General features: G+C 65.7%; 16 protein-coding genes and 1 tRNA gene. 15 read left to right on the forward strand and 2 right to left on the reverse strand.

Annotated features, from left to right (window positions below; genetic code table 11):
* The first annotated feature begins 315 nt into the window (after positions 1–315).
* Complete coding sequence (rpoD, locus tag ADE01S_RS12485) at positions 316–2,583, forward strand: RNA polymerase sigma factor RpoD (RefSeq protein WP_062682012.1); 2,268 nt, start codon at positions 316–318, stop codon at positions 2,581–2,583.
* A gap of 9 nt (positions 2,584–2,592) precedes the next feature.
* Positions 2,593–2,671: transfer RNA gene (locus ADE01S_RS12490), tRNA-Ile, on the forward strand.
* Positions 2,672–3,017: 346 nt separating this feature from the next.
* Here ADE01S_RS12490 and ADE01S_RS31565 read toward each other — a convergent pair.
* On the reverse strand, positions 3,018–3,632 hold the full coding sequence (locus ADE01S_RS31565; RefSeq protein WP_131828728.1) for a hypothetical protein: 615 nt from the start codon (positions 3,630–3,632) through the stop codon (positions 3,018–3,020).
* Between the two features lie 501 nt (positions 3,633–4,133).
* Between ADE01S_RS31565 and ADE01S_RS12495 the strand changes: the two genes are divergently transcribed.
* From ADE01S_RS12495 to ADE01S_RS12505, 3 genes are all read left to right on the forward strand, one after another.
* Positions 4,134–4,748, forward strand: a complete 615-nt coding sequence (locus tag ADE01S_RS12495; protein WP_131828727.1) for a hypothetical protein — start codon at positions 4,134–4,136, stop codon at positions 4,746–4,748.
* Between the two features lie 136 nt (positions 4,749–4,884).
* On the forward strand, positions 4,885–5,247 hold the full coding sequence (locus ADE01S_RS12500; protein WP_305954980.1) for a monooxygenase: 363 nt from the start codon (positions 4,885–4,887) through the stop codon (positions 5,245–5,247).
* A gap of 143 nt (positions 5,248–5,390) precedes the next feature.
* Entirely contained in the window at positions 5,391–5,984 is a 594-nt protein-coding gene (locus tag ADE01S_RS12505; protein ID WP_062682015.1) for a BPSL1445 family SYLF domain-containing lipoprotein, read from the forward strand.
* A gap of 75 nt (positions 5,985–6,059) precedes the next feature.
* Here the strand turns inward: ADE01S_RS12505 and ADE01S_RS12510 are convergent, their stop codons facing one another.
* A complete protein-coding gene (locus ADE01S_RS12510) occupies positions 6,060–6,992 on the reverse strand; it encodes a LysR family transcriptional regulator (RefSeq protein ID WP_062682016.1) in 933 nt (310 codons plus the stop codon).
* Positions 6,993–7,220: 228 nt separating this feature from the next.
* Here ADE01S_RS12510 and ADE01S_RS12515 point away from each other — a divergent pair, with 228 nt between their 5' ends.
* Genes ADE01S_RS12515 through ADE01S_RS12560 form a run of 10 tightly spaced genes read left to right on the forward strand, consistent with a single transcriptional unit; the run spans position 7,221 to position 16,263 of the window.
* On the forward strand, positions 7,221–7,616 hold the full coding sequence (locus tag ADE01S_RS12515; protein WP_062682017.1) for a Zn-ribbon domain-containing OB-fold protein: 396 nt from the start codon (positions 7,221–7,223) through the stop codon (positions 7,614–7,616).
* Complete coding sequence (locus ADE01S_RS12520; RefSeq protein ID WP_062682018.1) at positions 7,613–8,785, forward strand: thiolase family protein; 1,173 nt, start codon at positions 7,613–7,615, stop codon at positions 8,783–8,785. The genes ADE01S_RS12515 and ADE01S_RS12520 overlap by 4 nt, the downstream gene beginning before the upstream one ends.
* Before the next feature lie 32 nt (positions 8,786–8,817).
* Entirely contained in the window at positions 8,818–9,504 is a 687-nt protein-coding gene (locus ADE01S_RS12525) for a 3-oxoacid CoA-transferase subunit A (protein WP_062682019.1), read from the forward strand.
* Entirely contained in the window at positions 9,494–10,162 is a 669-nt protein-coding gene (locus ADE01S_RS12530) for a 3-oxoacid CoA-transferase subunit B (protein ID WP_062682020.1), read from the forward strand. Before ADE01S_RS12525 ends, ADE01S_RS12530 begins: the two co-directional genes overlap by 11 nt.
* Positions 10,163–10,195: 33 nt before the next feature.
* Positions 10,196–11,740: an acyl-CoA carboxylase subunit beta gene (locus ADE01S_RS12535; protein ID WP_062682021.1), complete on the forward strand. Its 1,545-nt coding sequence runs from the start codon at positions 10,196–10,198 to the stop codon at positions 11,738–11,740.
* A gap of 10 nt (positions 11,741–11,750) precedes the next feature.
* Positions 11,751–13,118, forward strand: coding sequence for an acetyl-CoA carboxylase biotin carboxylase subunit (locus ADE01S_RS12540; RefSeq protein ID WP_062682022.1), 1,368 nt, complete (start codon positions 11,751–11,753; stop codon positions 13,116–13,118).
* Positions 13,115–13,327 carry an acyl-CoA carboxylase biotin carboxyl carrier protein subunit gene (locus ADE01S_RS12545; protein ID WP_062682023.1) on the forward strand — a complete coding sequence of 71 codons (213 nt, stop codon included), beginning with the start codon at positions 13,115–13,117 and terminating at the stop codon, positions 13,325–13,327. The genes ADE01S_RS12540 and ADE01S_RS12545 overlap by 4 nt, the downstream gene beginning before the upstream one ends.
* A gap of 40 nt (positions 13,328–13,367) precedes the next feature.
* Positions 13,368–14,396 carry a Bug family tripartite tricarboxylate transporter substrate binding protein gene (locus tag ADE01S_RS12550; RefSeq protein WP_082775769.1) on the forward strand — a complete coding sequence of 343 codons (1,029 nt, stop codon included), beginning with the start codon at positions 13,368–13,370 and terminating at the stop codon, positions 14,394–14,396.
* Positions 14,397–14,429: 33 nt separating this feature from the next.
* On the forward strand, positions 14,430–15,359 hold the full coding sequence (locus ADE01S_RS12555; RefSeq protein WP_062682024.1) for an SDR family NAD(P)-dependent oxidoreductase: 930 nt from the start codon (positions 14,430–14,432) through the stop codon (positions 15,357–15,359).
* A 52-nt stretch (positions 15,360–15,411) separates the two neighbouring features.
* Positions 15,412–16,263 (forward strand): MaoC/PaaZ C-terminal domain-containing protein, encoded by an 852-nt coding sequence (locus ADE01S_RS12560; RefSeq protein ID WP_062682025.1) that lies wholly within the window; start codon positions 15,412–15,414, stop codon positions 16,261–16,263.
* Position 16,264 lies beyond the last annotated feature (1 nt).

Below are 16,264 nucleotides of genomic sequence, written 5' to 3' on the forward strand. Positions count from 1 at the left end.
TATGGGTGCTGTGTCTACTCAGCTGCTTTGGGCAAAGACCCGATAAGCAAGCAACGCCTATTTATAGGCAGGCAGCCCCCCCAACGCCCGGGATCCCCCGCAGGATGAGGCCACGCACGCCGAGCGCCACTACGGTCATGAACCGGAACGGCGCAAGGCGGGCTCGCAAGAGCCGGCGCTGCGAACAACGCAGCCGCGTGATTTCGGCCGGTTTCACCAGATTTACCCGTAGTACCGCCGCGCTGGGCAGCCGTCCAGGGTGGCTAAATGCGGTGCAACATGCCCAATCGGGTTGCGACGACCACGGAAGCGACTATGACCAAATCCACCGGCAAATCCTCCTCTGCAATGAATGCGACCGAAACCGAAGCCAAGACGGCCAAGCGTGCGGTAAGCATGGCGGCGGAAAAAGCGCCCGCCAAGACGGCGGTGAAGGTCGCCAAGCCCGCTGCCAAGACGGCCGCCAAGAAGGCGGCCAAGACTGCTGCCGGCGCCGACAAGCCTGAAAAGGTGACGAAGGCTCGCGCCAAGAAGGCCGAAGACAAGCTGGCCGACCTGGTGGGCAGCGCGCGTCCGGCCCCGAGCGGCCGCCGCCCGGGCCGCCCCGCCAAGAATGCCAACAACGATTCCGACGGTTTCGACGATCCGATGGACGGCGAAGGCGAAGTCCTGCCCGATCTGAAGCCGCCCAAGCGCGGCGGCAAGCGCGGCAAGGCCGATCCCAAGGATCTGATCGCCCGCGGCCCTGTCAGCCCGGAAGAGTACGAAGCCCGCCGCAATCGCCTGAAGCAGCTGATCAAGCTGGGCAAGGACCGCGGCTACCTGACGTACGGCGAAATCAACGACCATCTGCCCGACGACCTGGTCGACGCGGAAGCCATCGACGGCATCATCAGCACCTTCAGCGACATGGGCATCGCGGTCTACGACCAGGCCCCCGACGCCGAAACGCTGCTGATGAGCGAGAACGCGCCGGTTGCGTCCAACGACGACGACGTCGAAGACGAAGCCGAAGCCGCGCTGACCACGGTGGACTCCGATTTCGGCCGCACCACGGACCCGGTCCGCATGTACATGCGTGAAATGGGCTCGGTGGAACTACTGACGCGCGAAGGCGAAATCGAAATCGCCAAGCGCATCGAAGACGGCCTGAAGCACATGGTCATGGCCATTTCGGCCTGCCCGACCACGATCAACGAGATCCTCGCCCACATCCTGCGCGTGCGCGAAGGCCAGGCGCAGATCGACGAAGTGGTTGACGGCCTGGTCGATCCGGAAGACGGCGAGGAATACGCCGGCGCCGGCGTCACCGCCGACGAAGACGAGAGCGACGACGGCCCCGCCGGCGGCATGTCCAGCAAGCAGCTGGAAGACCTGCGCGTCAAGGCCCTGGCCAAGTTCGACGAGGTCGGCAAGCAGTTCGACAAGATGCGCCAGTCCTACGAAAAGGACGGCTACAAGTCGGACATCTACGTGCGCGCCCAGGAATCCATCCAGAATGAACTGATGGGCATCCGCTTCACGGCCAAGATGGTCGAGAAGCTGGCCGACACGCTGCGCCAGCAGGTCGAGGAAGTGCGCCAGCTTGAGCGCGCCGTCCTGCATACGTGTGTGGACCGTGCCGGCATGCCGCGCACGCACTTCATCAAGGTCTTCCCGGGCAACGAAACCAACCTGCAGTGGGTCGTGGACGAAGTGGCCGCCGGCCACCCGTACGCCGAAACGCTGGAGCGCCAGATCCCCGCCGTGCAGGAACTGCAGCAGAAGCTGATCGACCTGCAAACGCGCGTCGTGCTGCCGCTGAAGGACCTGAAGGACGTCAACAAGCGCATGGCCACCGGCGAAGCCAAGGCCCGCAAGGCCAAGCGCGAAATGACCGAGGCCAACCTGCGTCTGGTGATCTCCATCGCCAAGAAGTACACGAACCGCGGCCTGCAGTTCCTGGACCTGATCCAGGAAGGCAACATCGGCCTGATGAAGGCCGTGGACAAGTTCGAATACCGTCGCGGCTACAAGTTCTCGACCTACGCAACGTGGTGGATCCGTCAGGCCATTACGCGTTCCATCGCCGACCAGGCGCGTACCATCCGCATCCCGGTCCACATGATCGAAACGATCAACAAGATGAACCGGATCAGCCGCCAGATCCTGCAGGAAACCGGCGCCGAGCCGGATCCCGCGACCCTGGCGCAGAAGATGGACATGCCCGAGGACAAGATCCGCAAGATCCTGAAGATCGCCAAGGAGCCGATCTCCATGGAAACCCCCATCGGCGACGACGACGACTCGCACCTGGGCGATTTCATCGAGGACACCTCCACGCTGGCGCCTTCGGACGCGGCGCTGCACGGTTCCATGCGCGACGTGGTCAAGGAAGTGCTAGACTCTCTCACCCCGCGTGAAGCCAAGGTCCTGCGCATGCGTTTCGGTATCGAAATGAGCACCGACCAGACCCTGGAAGAAGTGGGCAAGCAATTCGACGTCACGCGCGAGCGCATCCGCCAAATAGAGGCGAAGGCGCTGCGTAAACTGCGTCACCCCAGCCGGGCCGACAAGCTGAAGAGCTTCCTGGAAGGGCAGTAATCGTTTCCTGGGCCTCTAGCTCATGCCTGGTTAGAGCAGCGGACTCATAATCCGTTGGTGCCGAGTTCGACTCTCGGGGGGCCTACCAAGAAAGATGCGGGTCTCGGAGCAATCCGAGACCCGTTTTCTTTTCCGCAATCTCGGCGGATTTCCGCAATTCGACTTACCGCGTGGGCGCCGCCTGTCGCCTTTGCGCCGCCGGAAGTACTTTTCGGTGGTTGTCACCGAGCCGCAGTCGAGCCGCTTCTGGGCCTGGCGGCTACCAGCCCTGCGTCCCGCGTTGCTTGTCGGTGTGATGGGTCGGGAGCGGCCAGCCATCACACCAGCCAAAAGAGTGGGGGCCCCGTGACTGGTTTTATCGCCATGAGCCGAGCGGGCATCCTGAATTGACGCAAAGGAGCACACGCGCTCGGCTGTGGGCTGGCCATCCTTTCTTAATACTGATGAATCCAGCCAATCGTCGAGATTTTCTGAGGATCGAGATGTTCGACAGAGATCAGGATCAACCGAGAATGCCACGCGACGTGCTTCTGGTTTTGAGGACTAGTGAGATTGTAGCTTAGGTTGGGATCCAGAAAGTCAATGCTCAACCCCATTGAATATTCGCCCGCTCGCTTGGGAAGTATCAGTTCCTCGGCCGCTATTCCCGGCCGTCCCTTCGCCGCCGGCTGTAATTTTGAAACAGGCTTAGACGCGATCCTGGCCCAAGGCATGTGCCCATCTTGGCGAACGGCCAAGTCTACGAGCGCGATACCCTGGAACGGCTTCTGGCCCTTTCCTTTCGTTAAATGGAAGTGGCCCGGGGGATGGAAAGTTAGATGGGCCCCGTTGATCGGCTTTAAGGCCCGGGGGTCGTGCCCAACCACATACTCAATTTGCCGACGATTGAAGGCGCTCCAGACTCCAAATTGCTCGTCCAAATCAGGAGGACTGAAAACACGTTCATTTAGGCCTACCGAAATCGAGCCATCTTTCTGGAAATTTATCCAGGCGAATTGGGCGAGTCCGTTCTCTCGTTCCGCTCGAACCCGCAACATATATTCTGACAAGGTTTTTCCTCCGGCTTTTGATGGTCAATCGGCGATGCAAACTCTCGAAATCTTGGGAATGAGTTTTGCTCCGGCCCCTCTCAAATAGACGCTATTCGGCTCGCAAGGGCCAGTATAGGGTGACCCTAGGTTTGCAGCTTCCTTCGGGTCGCGGTCCAGGTACCCAACAAGCGCGTGGACCTTCATTACGATCTGCCGCTGCACGGCAAACGGGAGGGCAGCGAATTCCGCCACGACATCGCTCCGCCAATTGGCGAAATGTCGGACGGAGACTGGCAGGCCAGGGTTATAAAACCCTGTCCTAGCCTGAAGCTCAAGTCATCGGCGTTTTCTGTTTTGGGGGCCACGAGATCCGGAAGCCCATCGAACTAATCCAAAAGCGTGAGTCAATCCGATTGACCGGCAAGACCGCCGCACCGATCATTTGTGTTCGGCGTTGAGTCAACGGGATTGGGGCGCGCGGAGCTGACCGTAACGACCGGCGCGGAATTGGAGATGGGCATGGCAAAAATCCAGCCTGCGGTGAACGCGTTGCGGTTTGGCCTGGGGGTAGCAGCACTGGGGCTTGCGCCGATTGGAACCCCACCCGCGTTCTCGATGACAGACTCGCAATGCTCCACCATCAAACTGCTCGCCACGGAGAAGCCGAACCGCTGGCAAAGCCTGCTCGGCGAAGAGGTCCCGACGTCCAATCGGCCGGGAGCCCCATTCCAGCGTCAGAGCTGGAAGGCCAAGGTGGACGGGGCGCCTTTCAAGATGTGCTACATCCGGGAGAAGACCTATCGGGGCGGTGAGCCGGTCAGGTCGGCGTCGTGTCATGTCGAGCTGCCGCCGGTTCCCGAGAAGGTCGCCATGACGACGGAGCTACAGGGGCGCCTGTTCGCCCTGTACACAGGGCTCGCGGGTGAGTTTGCGCAATGTCTGGGCTCGAAGCCGCGGGAGTCGACGGGCACCAATGATTCCGCTACGAGTCGCACGTTGGCTTGGGAATGGAAGCTCTCGCCTCCGCAAGTGCCGCAACCCGTGACGGTGACGCTGTCGGGGGCAATTCCGAATGTCGGTGCGGTCGTCGACGGTATTTACACGAGCGCTCATTTTCTGGTCAGTTTCGACTGAGCCGGTTCGTCCGCTGTTGGTTTGCCGCCGTTGGCGGGCCGCCGAGCCGGCCCGTTTTTGGGTGGCGAGTCCGAATCTCTCCAGTCCTTGTTCTTGCCGGCCCCAGAGTTGCATGCCGAGTTTCGGGACGCCTATCATGAGCCTGGAAGCGGCATTGCGCCAGGCAGAGTCAGCGGAAACGAAAGCAAGGATCTTTATGCGCTACATACTCCAGGTTGATTTTCCCTACACAGGTCCTTGGGGCCAGGAAATGAGCGAGGCCATGGAAGGCTTGGCGCGATCGATTGCGGAAGAGCGCGGACTGCTCTGGAAAATATGGACTGAGAACGAGAGCTCCGGCGAAGCAGGGGGCATTTACCTTTTCGCGGACGCTTCCAGCGCGCAGGCCTATCTGGCGATGCACACCGCTCGTCTTAAAAGCTTTGGCGTTCCGCATGTCAACGCAAAGCTGTTCGCCGTAAACGAAGCGCTTTCGCTGATCGATCGCGGGCCGGTTTGATGGCCGGCCGGAATTTTCCGGGGGAGGCCGTGCTCGTTGCAGCGTGCCGTCTGAACCGTGGCGCACCCAAAACAGGGTAGGATGGCAGCAGTCGTCCAGGGCACACCGGACGGACCGCCTCGATAACAAGAAAGGAGCGCCACATGCTTGATTCGTTTACGAAGTTGCGCCGGACCGGCGCGGCCGCCGCGATGCTCGGCGTGGCCAGTCTGCTGTTCGCCGGTTGCACGACGACCTCTTCGCAGTCGACGGCCACGGCTGCCGAGAAGAAGCAGGAGCTGGACGCCGCGGCCAACGCGACTTTGTCCAAGCTGTATGAATCGTCATCCCAGGCCAGGCAATTGGTCGAGCAGGCGCGCGGCGTGCTGGTGTTTCCCGCCGTGCTGAGCGCGAGCTTCATCGTGGGCGCGCAGCATGGATCGGGCGTGCTGCGAGTGCAGGGCGCCGACAGCGGGTACTACAGCGTCACCGGCGGGTCCATCGGCCTGCAGGCCGGCGCCCAGTCCAAGGCCATGGTGATCTTGTTCATGACGGACGGCGCCCTGGAGAAATTCCGCAAGAGCAGCGGCTGGACGGTGGGGGCGGATGCGACGGTCGCGGTGGCCAACGTGGGCGTCAACGGCAGTATCGATACGAATACGGCGCAGCAGCCCATCGTCGGCTTCGTGCTGAACAACGCCGGCCTCATGGCCGGCGTATCGGTCGACGGCAGCAAGATCTCGCCGCTGCTGCTGTAATCCCGCGGCGCGGGAAAATCGCGTATTCGGGGCGCCCTCTGGGCGCCCCGGCTGCTTCTGCAGGCTGCTCCCTCCCTACAATCCCATCGCCGTTTCCCAAGGCAGCTTGGGAGGCAGGGCCTCGGTCATGGCTTCGACGAAGGCGCGGATGCGCGGCGACAGGTGGCGGTTGGGGAGGTAGACCAGCTGCACAGGCGTGCCGGGGGCGATCCAGTCGGTCAGGATGAGTTTGAGGCGGCCGTCCAGCACCGCGGCTTCGGCGATGAAGCTGGCCATGCGGGCGATGCCCGCGCCGGCCACCACGGCGTCCAGGATGGCTTCGGGGTGGTTGACGTTCAGGTTGCCCGCGGGGGTGATGGTGTAGCGCTCCTCGCCTTTCTGGAAGTCCCATTCGTGATACCGGCCGGTCTGCCATTGGACGTAGGCCAGGCAGTTGTGCCGTTCCAGGTCCGCGGGCGTGGCCGGGGTGCCGTGCGCGGCAAGGTAGGCGGGGCTGGCGCACGTGACGTAGCGCAACCGCGACAGGGTCTTGGCGATGACCCGCGAATCCGCCGTGACGCCGATCCGGATGGTGGCGTCCAGCCCTTCCTCGGCGAGGTTGGGCACGCGGTCGCTGAAATCGGAATTGATGGACAGGCCCGGGTAGCGCGCCGTCAGCGACAGCAGGGCCGGCATGATGACTTTTCTTCCCATGCCCACGGGCGCATGCACGCGCAGTTTGCCGCGCGGGGTGAGGCTGGCGCCGGTGACTTCGGCTTCGGTGGCCTCGACTTCCAGCAGGATGAGGCGGCAACGCTGCAACAGCAGCTCGCCATCGTCGGTCAGTGACAGGCTGCGCGTGGTGCGGTTCAGCAGCTTCACACCCAGTTTGCCTTCCAGCAGGGACACGCTCTTGCTCACGGCGGCCGGCGATACCCCGAGGCGGTGCGCGGCGGCGGTGAAGCTGCCGCTGTCGGCGACACGCACGAAATTGAGGACATGCTTGAGATGGTCAATCAGTATGTACATGGCGATCTGGCGCGGGAACCCACGCCATCTTAGCGATTCCATCGCAGAAAGTTAAAGGTGATTTGCCCTTGGGTCCGTTTATCTCTTGAATCCGCGTCCCTACACTGGCCCGCAGTGCTGAACGACCCTGGACGGTTGTTCGGATCCGCAAGGCGGCAAGCCGGAATCCCCAGCCGATAGCGCAAGGGGCCGGACCGCCAGGCGAGACAACAGGAGACAAGGGTGGAGATGCAGAGCAAGGCACGGGCCGGGGTGGGGCCCGAGCAGGTTTATCTGGATGGCCTGGCGGCCGGCCGGTTCGAGATCCAGCGCTGCGTGGGCTGCGGCCACGCGGTGTTCTATCCGCGCTGGGTGTGCCCGCATTGCGGCGGCGCGGCGCTGGATTGGTTCGCGCCCTCGGGCGCCGGCGTGGTCTACGCCACCACCACCGTGGCCCGCAAGCCCGAGCAGGGCGGCGACTACAACGTGTGCCTGGTCGATCTGGAGGAAGGCGTGCGGATGATGAGCCAGGTGAGGGCGGTTGCGCCCGAGCATGTGCGCATCGGCATGCGCGTGCAGGCGCGCATCGCCATGATCGGCGACGCGGCGCAGATCGTGTTCGAGCCCTCGGAGGTGGCGGCATGAGCTTGCGCGATTTGCGTGGCCGCGCGGCCATCGTCGGCGTGGGGCAGGCCGGCCTGGGGCAGGCCCAGGGCTATACCGAGCAGGAAGTGCTGACGCAGGCGGCGATGGCCGCGATCGCGGACGCCGGCCTGAGCCTCAAGGACATCGACGGCATTACGACCTGCAGTTCCCTGTCGCCCATGTGGGGCATGTCGGTCGTCGAGTATCTGGGCATCCGGCCCACGTTCCTGGACAGCACCATGATAGGCGGGTCGAGCTACGTGGCGCACCTGCTGCCCGCGATGCATGCACTGGAATCGGGGCAGTGCAACGCCGTCCTGGTCTGCTACGGCAGCACCCAGCGCACGGCCAAGTTCAACCGGGCGGACCTGACCCGGGGGCGCAAGTTCCTGGATCCCCAGCCCTTCGAGACTCCCTACGATCCGCCCATGCCGGCGGCGGCCTACGCGTTGGCCGCCAGCCGCCACATGCACCAGTACGGCACCACGCGCAAGCAGCTGTCGGAGGTTGCCGTCGCGGCGCGCAAGTGGGCGCAGCTGAACCCCGAGGCGACGATGCGGGACGCGCTGTCGCTGGAGGACGTGGCCAATGCGCGCCGCGTGTGCGATCCCTTCACGGTGCGCGATTGCTGCATGGTGAGCGACGGCGCGGGCGCATTCGTGATGACCCGGGCGGACCGCGCGCGGGACTGCGCCAAGGCGCCGGTGTACGTGCTGGGCAATGCCACGGCCGTGTGGAACCGGCAGGTGTCGTCCATGCACGATCTGACGGTCACGGCCGCGCTGGAGTCCGGCCGGCGCTGCTACGAGATGGCCGGCGTGGGCGCTAAGGACATGGATCTGGCCATGCTGTACGACGCCTTCACGATCAATACCATTCTGTTCCTGGAGGACCTGGGGTTCTGCGAGAAGGGCGAGGGAGGCGCTTTCGTCGACGACGGCGCGATCGCGCCCGGCGGACGGCTGGCCGTCAATACCAACGGCGGCGGGCTGTCGTGCGTGCATCCGGGCATGTACGGCGTGTTCCTCATGGTCGAAGCGGTGCGGCAACTGCGCGGCGAGTGCGGCGAGCGCCAGCTGAACAGTCCGAGCCTGGCGCTGGTGCACGGCAACGGCGGCACCCTGTCCAGCCAGTCCACCGCGATCCTCGGTACGCGGGACGCGCTGTAGGCGTCCGCGGTTCCATAGCCTTGGAGGAATCCATGTTGAACAAGATCGTGCCCTCGCTGGAGGACGCCGTCGCCGGCGTGGCGGACGGCGCCACGCTGCTGATCGGCGGCTTCGGGGCGTCGGGCGTGCCGACGGAACTGCTGCAGGCGCTGCTGGAGACGGGCGCCCGCGAGCTGACCATCGTCAACAACAACGCGGGCAACGGCGAAGCCGGCCTGAGCCAGCTGATCCGGGCCGGGCGCGTGCGGAAGGTGATCTGCTCTTTCGCGCGTTCGTCGAATCCGAAGAAGCCGAACGCGGCCGCGTTCGGGGAATGGTATGCCGCCGGCCGCATCGAGCTGGAGGTCGTGCCGCAGGGCACGCTGGCCGAGCGGCTGCGCGCCGCCGGCGCGGGCATCGGCCCGTTTTTCACGCCCACCGCGTACGGCACGCGGCTGGCGGAGGGAAAGGAAACCCGCAGCATCGACGGCCGCGGCTACGTGCTGGAAGCGCCGCTGCCGGGCGACGTGGCTTTCGTGAAGGCGCAGTACGGCGACCAGGCGGGCAATCTGACCTACCGCTACGCCAGCCGCAATTTCGGGCCGGTGATGTGCATGGCCGCAAGGCTCGCCGTCGCGCAGGTCGACGAGATCGTGCCCTTGGGCAGTCTTGCGCCCGAGCACGTCATGACGCCGGGGATCTTCGTGCAACGCATCGTCGAGTGCCGCAATGCCAATTGAAACCTTATCGCGCGAACGCATGGCGCAGATCGTCGCCGGCGACATTCCGCCCGCGTCCTACGTCAACCTGGGCATCGGCATGCCGACCCTGGTGGCGGACTACCTGGCTTCCGACAGCGGCGTCGTGCTGCACAGCGAGAACGGCATCCTGGGCATGAAGGGCCTGGCGCCCGGGCAGGAGATCGACGGGGACCTGCTCAATGCCAGCAAGGAACCGGTTGCGCTGGAGACCGGGGCGTCCATCACCGACCACGTGGTGTCGTTCGCCATGATGCGCGGCGGCCATATCGACCTGACCGTGCTGGGCGCGTTCCAGGTGTCGGCCGACGGCGACCTGGCCAACTGGGATACCGGGCGCGAGGACTCGATCCCCGCGGTGGGCGGAGCGATGGACCTGGTCGCGGGAGCCAGACGCATCTTCGTGATGATGCAGCACGTGGACCGCGACGGCCGGCCGAAGATCGTGCCGCAATGCAGCTATCCGCTCACCGGCAAGGGCGTGGTCGATCGCATCTACAGCGACCTCGCCATCATCGACGTGACGCCGGACGGGTTGCGCGTGCGGGCGATGGCGCGGGGGCTGGATTTCGCCACCCTGCAGGCGCGGACGGCGGTGGCCCTGACCCTGGACGATGCGTGGATCGAATTGGCGCCCTGAGCCGAGAGGCGGGCGCCGCAATTGGAGGCGGTAATGAGTTGGACTCACGAGTTGGAAGAACTGGAGCGCCGCAAGGAATACTCCCTGCGCATGGGCGGTCCGGAGAAGATCAAGCGCCAGCATGACGCGGGCAAGCTGGACATCCGCCAGCGCATCGGCCGGCTGGTCGACGGCGAGTCGTTCCTCGAAGTGGGGGGGCTGGCGGGCAGCGGCGAATACGACGAGCAGGGCCGGCTCACGAACGTGGTGCCGTCGAACGTGATCATGGGGCGCGCGACGCTCGACCGCAAGCCCGTGGTGGTGGTGGGAGACGACTTCACGGTGCGCGGCGGGGCGAACGACGGGGCGGTCGGCGACAAAATGATGTACGCCGAGCAGATGGCGTTCGACCTGCGCCTGCCCCTGGTGCGCCTGATCGACGGCACGGGCGGGGGCGGCTCGGTCAAGAACATCGAGAAAATGGGCCATGCCTTGCTGCCCAAGATGAAGATCTGGGCCTACGTGGCGCGCAACCTGACCCAGGTGCCCGTGGTGTCGCTGGCGCTGGGGTCGGTGGCCGGCCAGGGCGCGGCGCGGGTTGCCGGCAGCCATTATTCGGTGATGGTGAAGGACACCTCGCAGCTATTCATCGCGGGGCCGCCGGTGGTGGCCAAGATCGGCCAGCACCTGAGCAAGAACGAATTGGGCGGCAGCGGCATCCACACGCGCAATGGGGTGGTGGACGACGAGGTGGATTCCGAGGACGAGGCGTTCCTGGCCGCCCGCCGCTTCCTGTCGTATCTGCCCGCGTCGGTGCACGAGGTGGCGCCCCGGGGCGAGGTTCCCGCCGCCGCGGCCGACCAGGAGTGGCTGCGGACGGCGATACCGAAGGACACGCGCAAGGTCTACAAGATCCGGCCCATCCTGGACACCCTGTTCGATCCGGGCAGCGTGTTCGAGATCGGGCGGCATTGGGGCAAGGCGATCGTGGGCGGCCTGGCGCGGATCGACGGCTGGCCCGTGCTGTTCGCCGCCAGCAACCCCTATCACTACGGCGGCGGCTGGGACCGCCACACCGCCGAGAAATTCATCCGCCTGGTGGACCTGGCCGAAAACTTCCACCTGCCGGTGGTGAACATGGTGGACATCGCGGGCTTCCAGATCGGCCTGGAAGCCGAGAAGGACGGCGTGATGCGCGCCGGTGTGCGCGCCTTGACCGCCGTGTCGCAATCCACGGTGCCGTGGTTCTCCCTCATCATGCGGCGGGCCTTCGGGGTTGCCGCGGGCGGCCACCAGAATTCCAGCCGCTTCAACTTCCGCTACGCCTGGCCGTCGGCCCAATGGGGATCGCTGCCCATCGAAGGCGGGCTGGAGGTCGCGTACCGCTCCGAGATCGAAGCGGCGGACGACCCGGAGGCCAAGCGTGCGGAGATCGAAGCGCGGGTGCGCAGCCTGACGTCGCCGTTCCGCAGCGCCGAGGCGTTCGTGATCGAGGACATCATCGATCCGGCGTCCACGCGGGCGCGGCTGGTGGAGTTCGCCAATCTGGCGGCGCCGCTGCGCCGGCCGGGCCTGGTGGCCACGGGATACCGGCCCTGAGGCGACGCCCATGAAAAAAATACTGATCGCCAATCGCGGGGCAGCGGCCGCGCGCATCCTGCGCGCCGTGAAGGCGCTGGGCCTGCAGTCCGTCGCGGTCTACTCCGAGGCCGACGCCGACCTGCCTTATGTGGGGCGGGCCGACGAGAGCGTCTGCATCGGCCCGGCGGCCGCCCGCGACAGCTATCTCAACCAGGATGCGCTGCTCGACGCCATGGCGCGCTGCGGGGCCGATGCGCTGCATCCGGGCTATGGCTTCCTGTCGGAGAACGCGCAGTTCGCCCGCCGCGTCGAATCGGCCGGGCACTGCTTCATCGGGCCGTCTCCCAAATGGATCGACGCGCTGGGCAACAAGGCGGCGGCGCGCGCCTTGATGCAGCGGCACGGGCTGCCCGCGGGCGGCAGCACGGCCATCCTGCCTCGCGACGACCTGGAGGCCGTCTGCCGCGCCGCCGAGGCCCTGGGATTCCCGGTGCTGATCAAGCCGGCGGGCGGCGGAGGCGGCATCGGCATGGTTCCGGTGGAGGACGTCCGCTCCCTGCCGGGCAGCTGGGAGCGCGCCAGCGGCATGGCCGAGAAAGCGTTCGGCGATGCTTCCCTGTACCTGGAGCGGTTCATCCAGGCGCCGCGCCACATTGAATTCCAGTTCCTGGCGGATCGCTACGGGAACGTCCTGTCGTTGTTCGAGCGGGATTGCTCCACGCAGCGCCGCTACCAGAAGGTGATCGAAGAGGCGCCCGCGCCCGCCATCGACCGCAAGGCCGTGGCGGCCATGGCGGACCGGCTGTCGGCGATCCTGGGCGAGATCGGCTACGACGTGATCGGCACGGTGGAGATGCTCTACACGCCGGACGGCGGCTTCTCCTTCCTGGAGGTCAACACGCGGTTGCAGGTGGAGCACGCGATCTCCGAGGCCGTGACCGGCGTGGACATCGTGCAGGCCCAGATCCGCCTGGCCGCGGGCGAGACGCTGGCCTCGGTCGCGGGGAAAAGGCCGGCGCTGCGGGGGCACGCGATCGAAGCGCGCGTCTACGCGGAGGACCCGGTGCGCTTTCTGCCGTCGCCGGGCGTGCTGAAGACGTTCGACCTGCCGGGCGCCCGGCCCGGCCTGAGGGTGGAGACCGGCTATGCCGCCGGGAACCGGGTTTCCAGTCACTACGATCCGATGGTCGCGAAGATCATCGCGCATGCCGATACCCGCGAGGGCGCCACGCGCGCGTTGATCGAGGCCTTGGGCGACACCCGGGTGGAAGGCATCAAGACCAATATTCCGATGATTCTGCAGGTGCTCAAGTCCGAGCGGTTCCAGGCGGGCGCGATGACCGTGGACGGCTTGCAGGCATTGATATCAACCGAGGCGACAAAGGAGCGAGCATGAAGAAGATTGTGTCGAGCGTGGCGGGCCGCGTCGTGGCTTGTTGCGTGGAGGAGGGAGCGCAGGTCGGGCCGGGCGACGAGGCGTTCAAGGTCGAGTCCATGAAAATGGAGATTCCCGTCGAAAGTGAAGCAAGCGGCCGTATCGCCAGGGTCCTGGTGGCGGTTGGAGACGAGGTGGAAGAAGGGCAGGAGCTCGCGCTGCTGGACTAAAGCGGGCCGCCACGGAAAACCGAAAACAAGCGAGGAGACAATGCACAAAACGACTAACAGCGACGCGCCCGCATTCCTGGCGCGAAAGAGCCCCCTGAAAGCCTTGGCGATCCTGGGATTGGCGGCGGTGCTGGGCAGCGCGAGCGTGGCCAGCGCCCAAGGCGCGCAGGGCTATCCCGGCAAGCCGGTCACCATCAACGTCCCGTTCTCGGCCGGCGGCACCACCGACATCCTGGCGCGCGTGATCGGCCAGCGGCTGAGCGAGCGCTGGGGTGTATCCGTGGTGGTCGAGAACAAGCCGGGCGCCGGCGGCAACATCGGCACCGCGCAGGTTGCGCGCGCGGCGCCGGACGGCTACACGCTGGTGATGGGCACGATCGGCACCCATGCCATCAATCCCAGCCTGTACAAGTCCATGCCGTACGACGCCATCAAGGACTTCGCGCCCATCACCCGCACGGCCATGGTGCCCAACGCGCTGGTGGTGCCCAAGGACGCGCCGTACAACACCGTCAAGGAGCTGATCGCCTACGGCAAGAGCCATCCGGGCAAGCTCACCTTCGGGTCGTCCGGCCATGGCAGCACGCTCCATATGTCGGGCGAGACCTTCAAGATGATGACCGGCGTGGACATGGTGCACGTTCCCTACAAGGGCAGCACTCCCGCGGTGACCGACCTGCTGGGCGGGCAGATCTCCATGATCTTCGACAACCTGCCTTCGGCGCTGCCGCACATCAAGGGAGGGCGCCTGAAGGTCCTGGCGGTGACCTCGGCGCAGCGCAGCGAGCAGTTGCCCGACGTGCCCACGGTGGCGGAGGCCGGCGTGCCCGGCTACGAGGTCGTTTCGTGGTTCGGCCTGTGGGCGCCGGCCAAGACGCCGGACGCGATCGTGACGGAGATCAACAAGCAGGTGGTCGACATCATCCAGACGCCCGACATGCAGAAGCAGATCCGCGATCAGGGGGCGGTTCCCCAGCCGGACTCGCCCGCGGAGTTCGCCGCCTTCATCGGCAGCGAAGGCAAGAAGTGGGCGGAAGTGGTGCGCCGCGCCAACGTAACGACCGAGTAGGACAACGATGTTTGGCTTCGAGGAGAGGGAAGCATGGAACGCATGATGGAAGGCAAGGTGGTGGTGGTGACCGGCGCGGGCGGCGGTATCGGCCGCGAGGTCGCGCTGCAATTGGCGGCGCAAGGCGCGAAGGTGGTGGTCAACGATATCGGCGTCGCGCTCAATGGCGACAACCTGTCGGCCGACGAGGCGCCGGTGGCGCCGGCCGACGCGGTCGTCGCCGAGATCCGCGCGGCGGGCGGCATGGCGGTCGCGAATTTCGATTCGGTGGCGACGCATGCGTCGGCCAATGCCATCATCCAGTGCGCCATGGACGAGTTCGGACGCATCGATGGCGTGGTCAACAACGCCGGCAATCTGCGCGACCGCTCGTTCCACAAGATGAGCGAAGACGAGTGGCGCTCGGTGATCGCCGTCCACCTCGACGGCACGTTCTTCGTGAGCCGGTCGGCGGCCGCGCATTTCCGCGAGCAGGAGGGCGGGGCGATGGTCCACATGACCTCCACCTCCGGCCTGATCGGCAATTACGGACAGGCCAACTACGGCGCGGCCAAGCTGGGCATCGTGGCGTTGTCCAAGATGATCGCGCTGGACATGGGGCGGTACAACGTGCGCTCCAATTGCATCGCGCCCTCGGCCTGGAGCCGCATGACCAGCTCCATTCCCACCGATACGCCGCAGCAGCGGGACCGTGTCGAAAAGCTGAAGAAAATGGAAGCGGGAAAGATCGCGCCCATGGCCGTGTACCTGCTCAGCGATGCCGCGCGCGAGGTAAGCGGGCAGATCTTCGCGGTGCGCGCCAACGAGATCATGCTGATGAGCCAGCCGCGCCCCCTGCGCTCAGTGCATTTCAGCGAGGGCTGGACGCCGCAGCGCATCGCTGAGATCGCGATTCCGGCGATGCAGAAGCACTTCTATCCGCTGGAGCGCTCGCCGGACGTGATGAGCTGGGATCCGATCTGATGCTGCCGGCGAACGCCGCGCAATCGATTTCCGGGCCACGGGGAGGGGCGCCATGCGCTTGAGCTACGAGCAATTGCTGAATTACGAGCTGCCGGAAGTCAGGCAGCGCTACACCGCGCGCGACACGATGCTGTACGCCTTGTCGATCGGGCTGGGGCAGGACCCGCTGGACTTGACCGACCTGGCGCACGTGGGCAGACAGCACGATCCGCTCGCGTTGCCGTGGATGGCCGTGGTGCTGGGCTATCCGGGGTTCTGGCTCAAGGCGCCGGAAATCGGCGCCGACACGGTGAGGCTGCTGCACGGCGAGCAGGGGATGGAGCTCTTCCATCCGATTCCGCCCGAAGGCGAACTGGCAGGCAAGACCCGGGTCGTCGAAGTCGTGGACAAGGGTGAAAAGGGCCTGCTGCTGTATTCGGAAAAGACCTTGACGGAGGCGGCGTCGGGACGCCTCGTCGCGCGGACCTTCGCCACCCACGTCCTGCGCGGCGACGGCGGCATGCCGGGAGCCGGAAAGCAGGCGCGGACCGCGCATGCCGTGCCCGAGTCCGCGCCGCATTGGGCCGTGCCGTTGAACACCCGGCCCGAACAGGCGCTGGTCTATCGTCTCAACGGCGACTACAACCCCCTGCATAGCGATCCCGAGGTGGCGAGGGCGGCGGGTTTCCCGCGGCCCATCCTGCACGGCCTGTGCACGTTCGGCATGGTGTCGCAGGCCGTGTTCAGGCAGTTGCAGTCCGCGGCCGGCGGCGGCTCCCTGCGGTCGCTGGCGCTGCGCCTGTCGGGGCCGGTGTTCCCCGGCGAGACGCTGCGGGTGGAGGCCTGGCGGGACGGCTCCTTCCGGGCGCGCGTCGTAGAGCGCGACGCGCTGGTGATCGACAACGGCCTGATGCGGATCGCCTGAA

The sequence above is a fragment of the Achromobacter denitrificans NBRC 15125 genome (assembly GCF_001571365.1).
Lineage (GTDB): Bacteria > Pseudomonadota > Gammaproteobacteria > Burkholderiales > Burkholderiaceae_B > Achromobacter > Achromobacter denitrificans.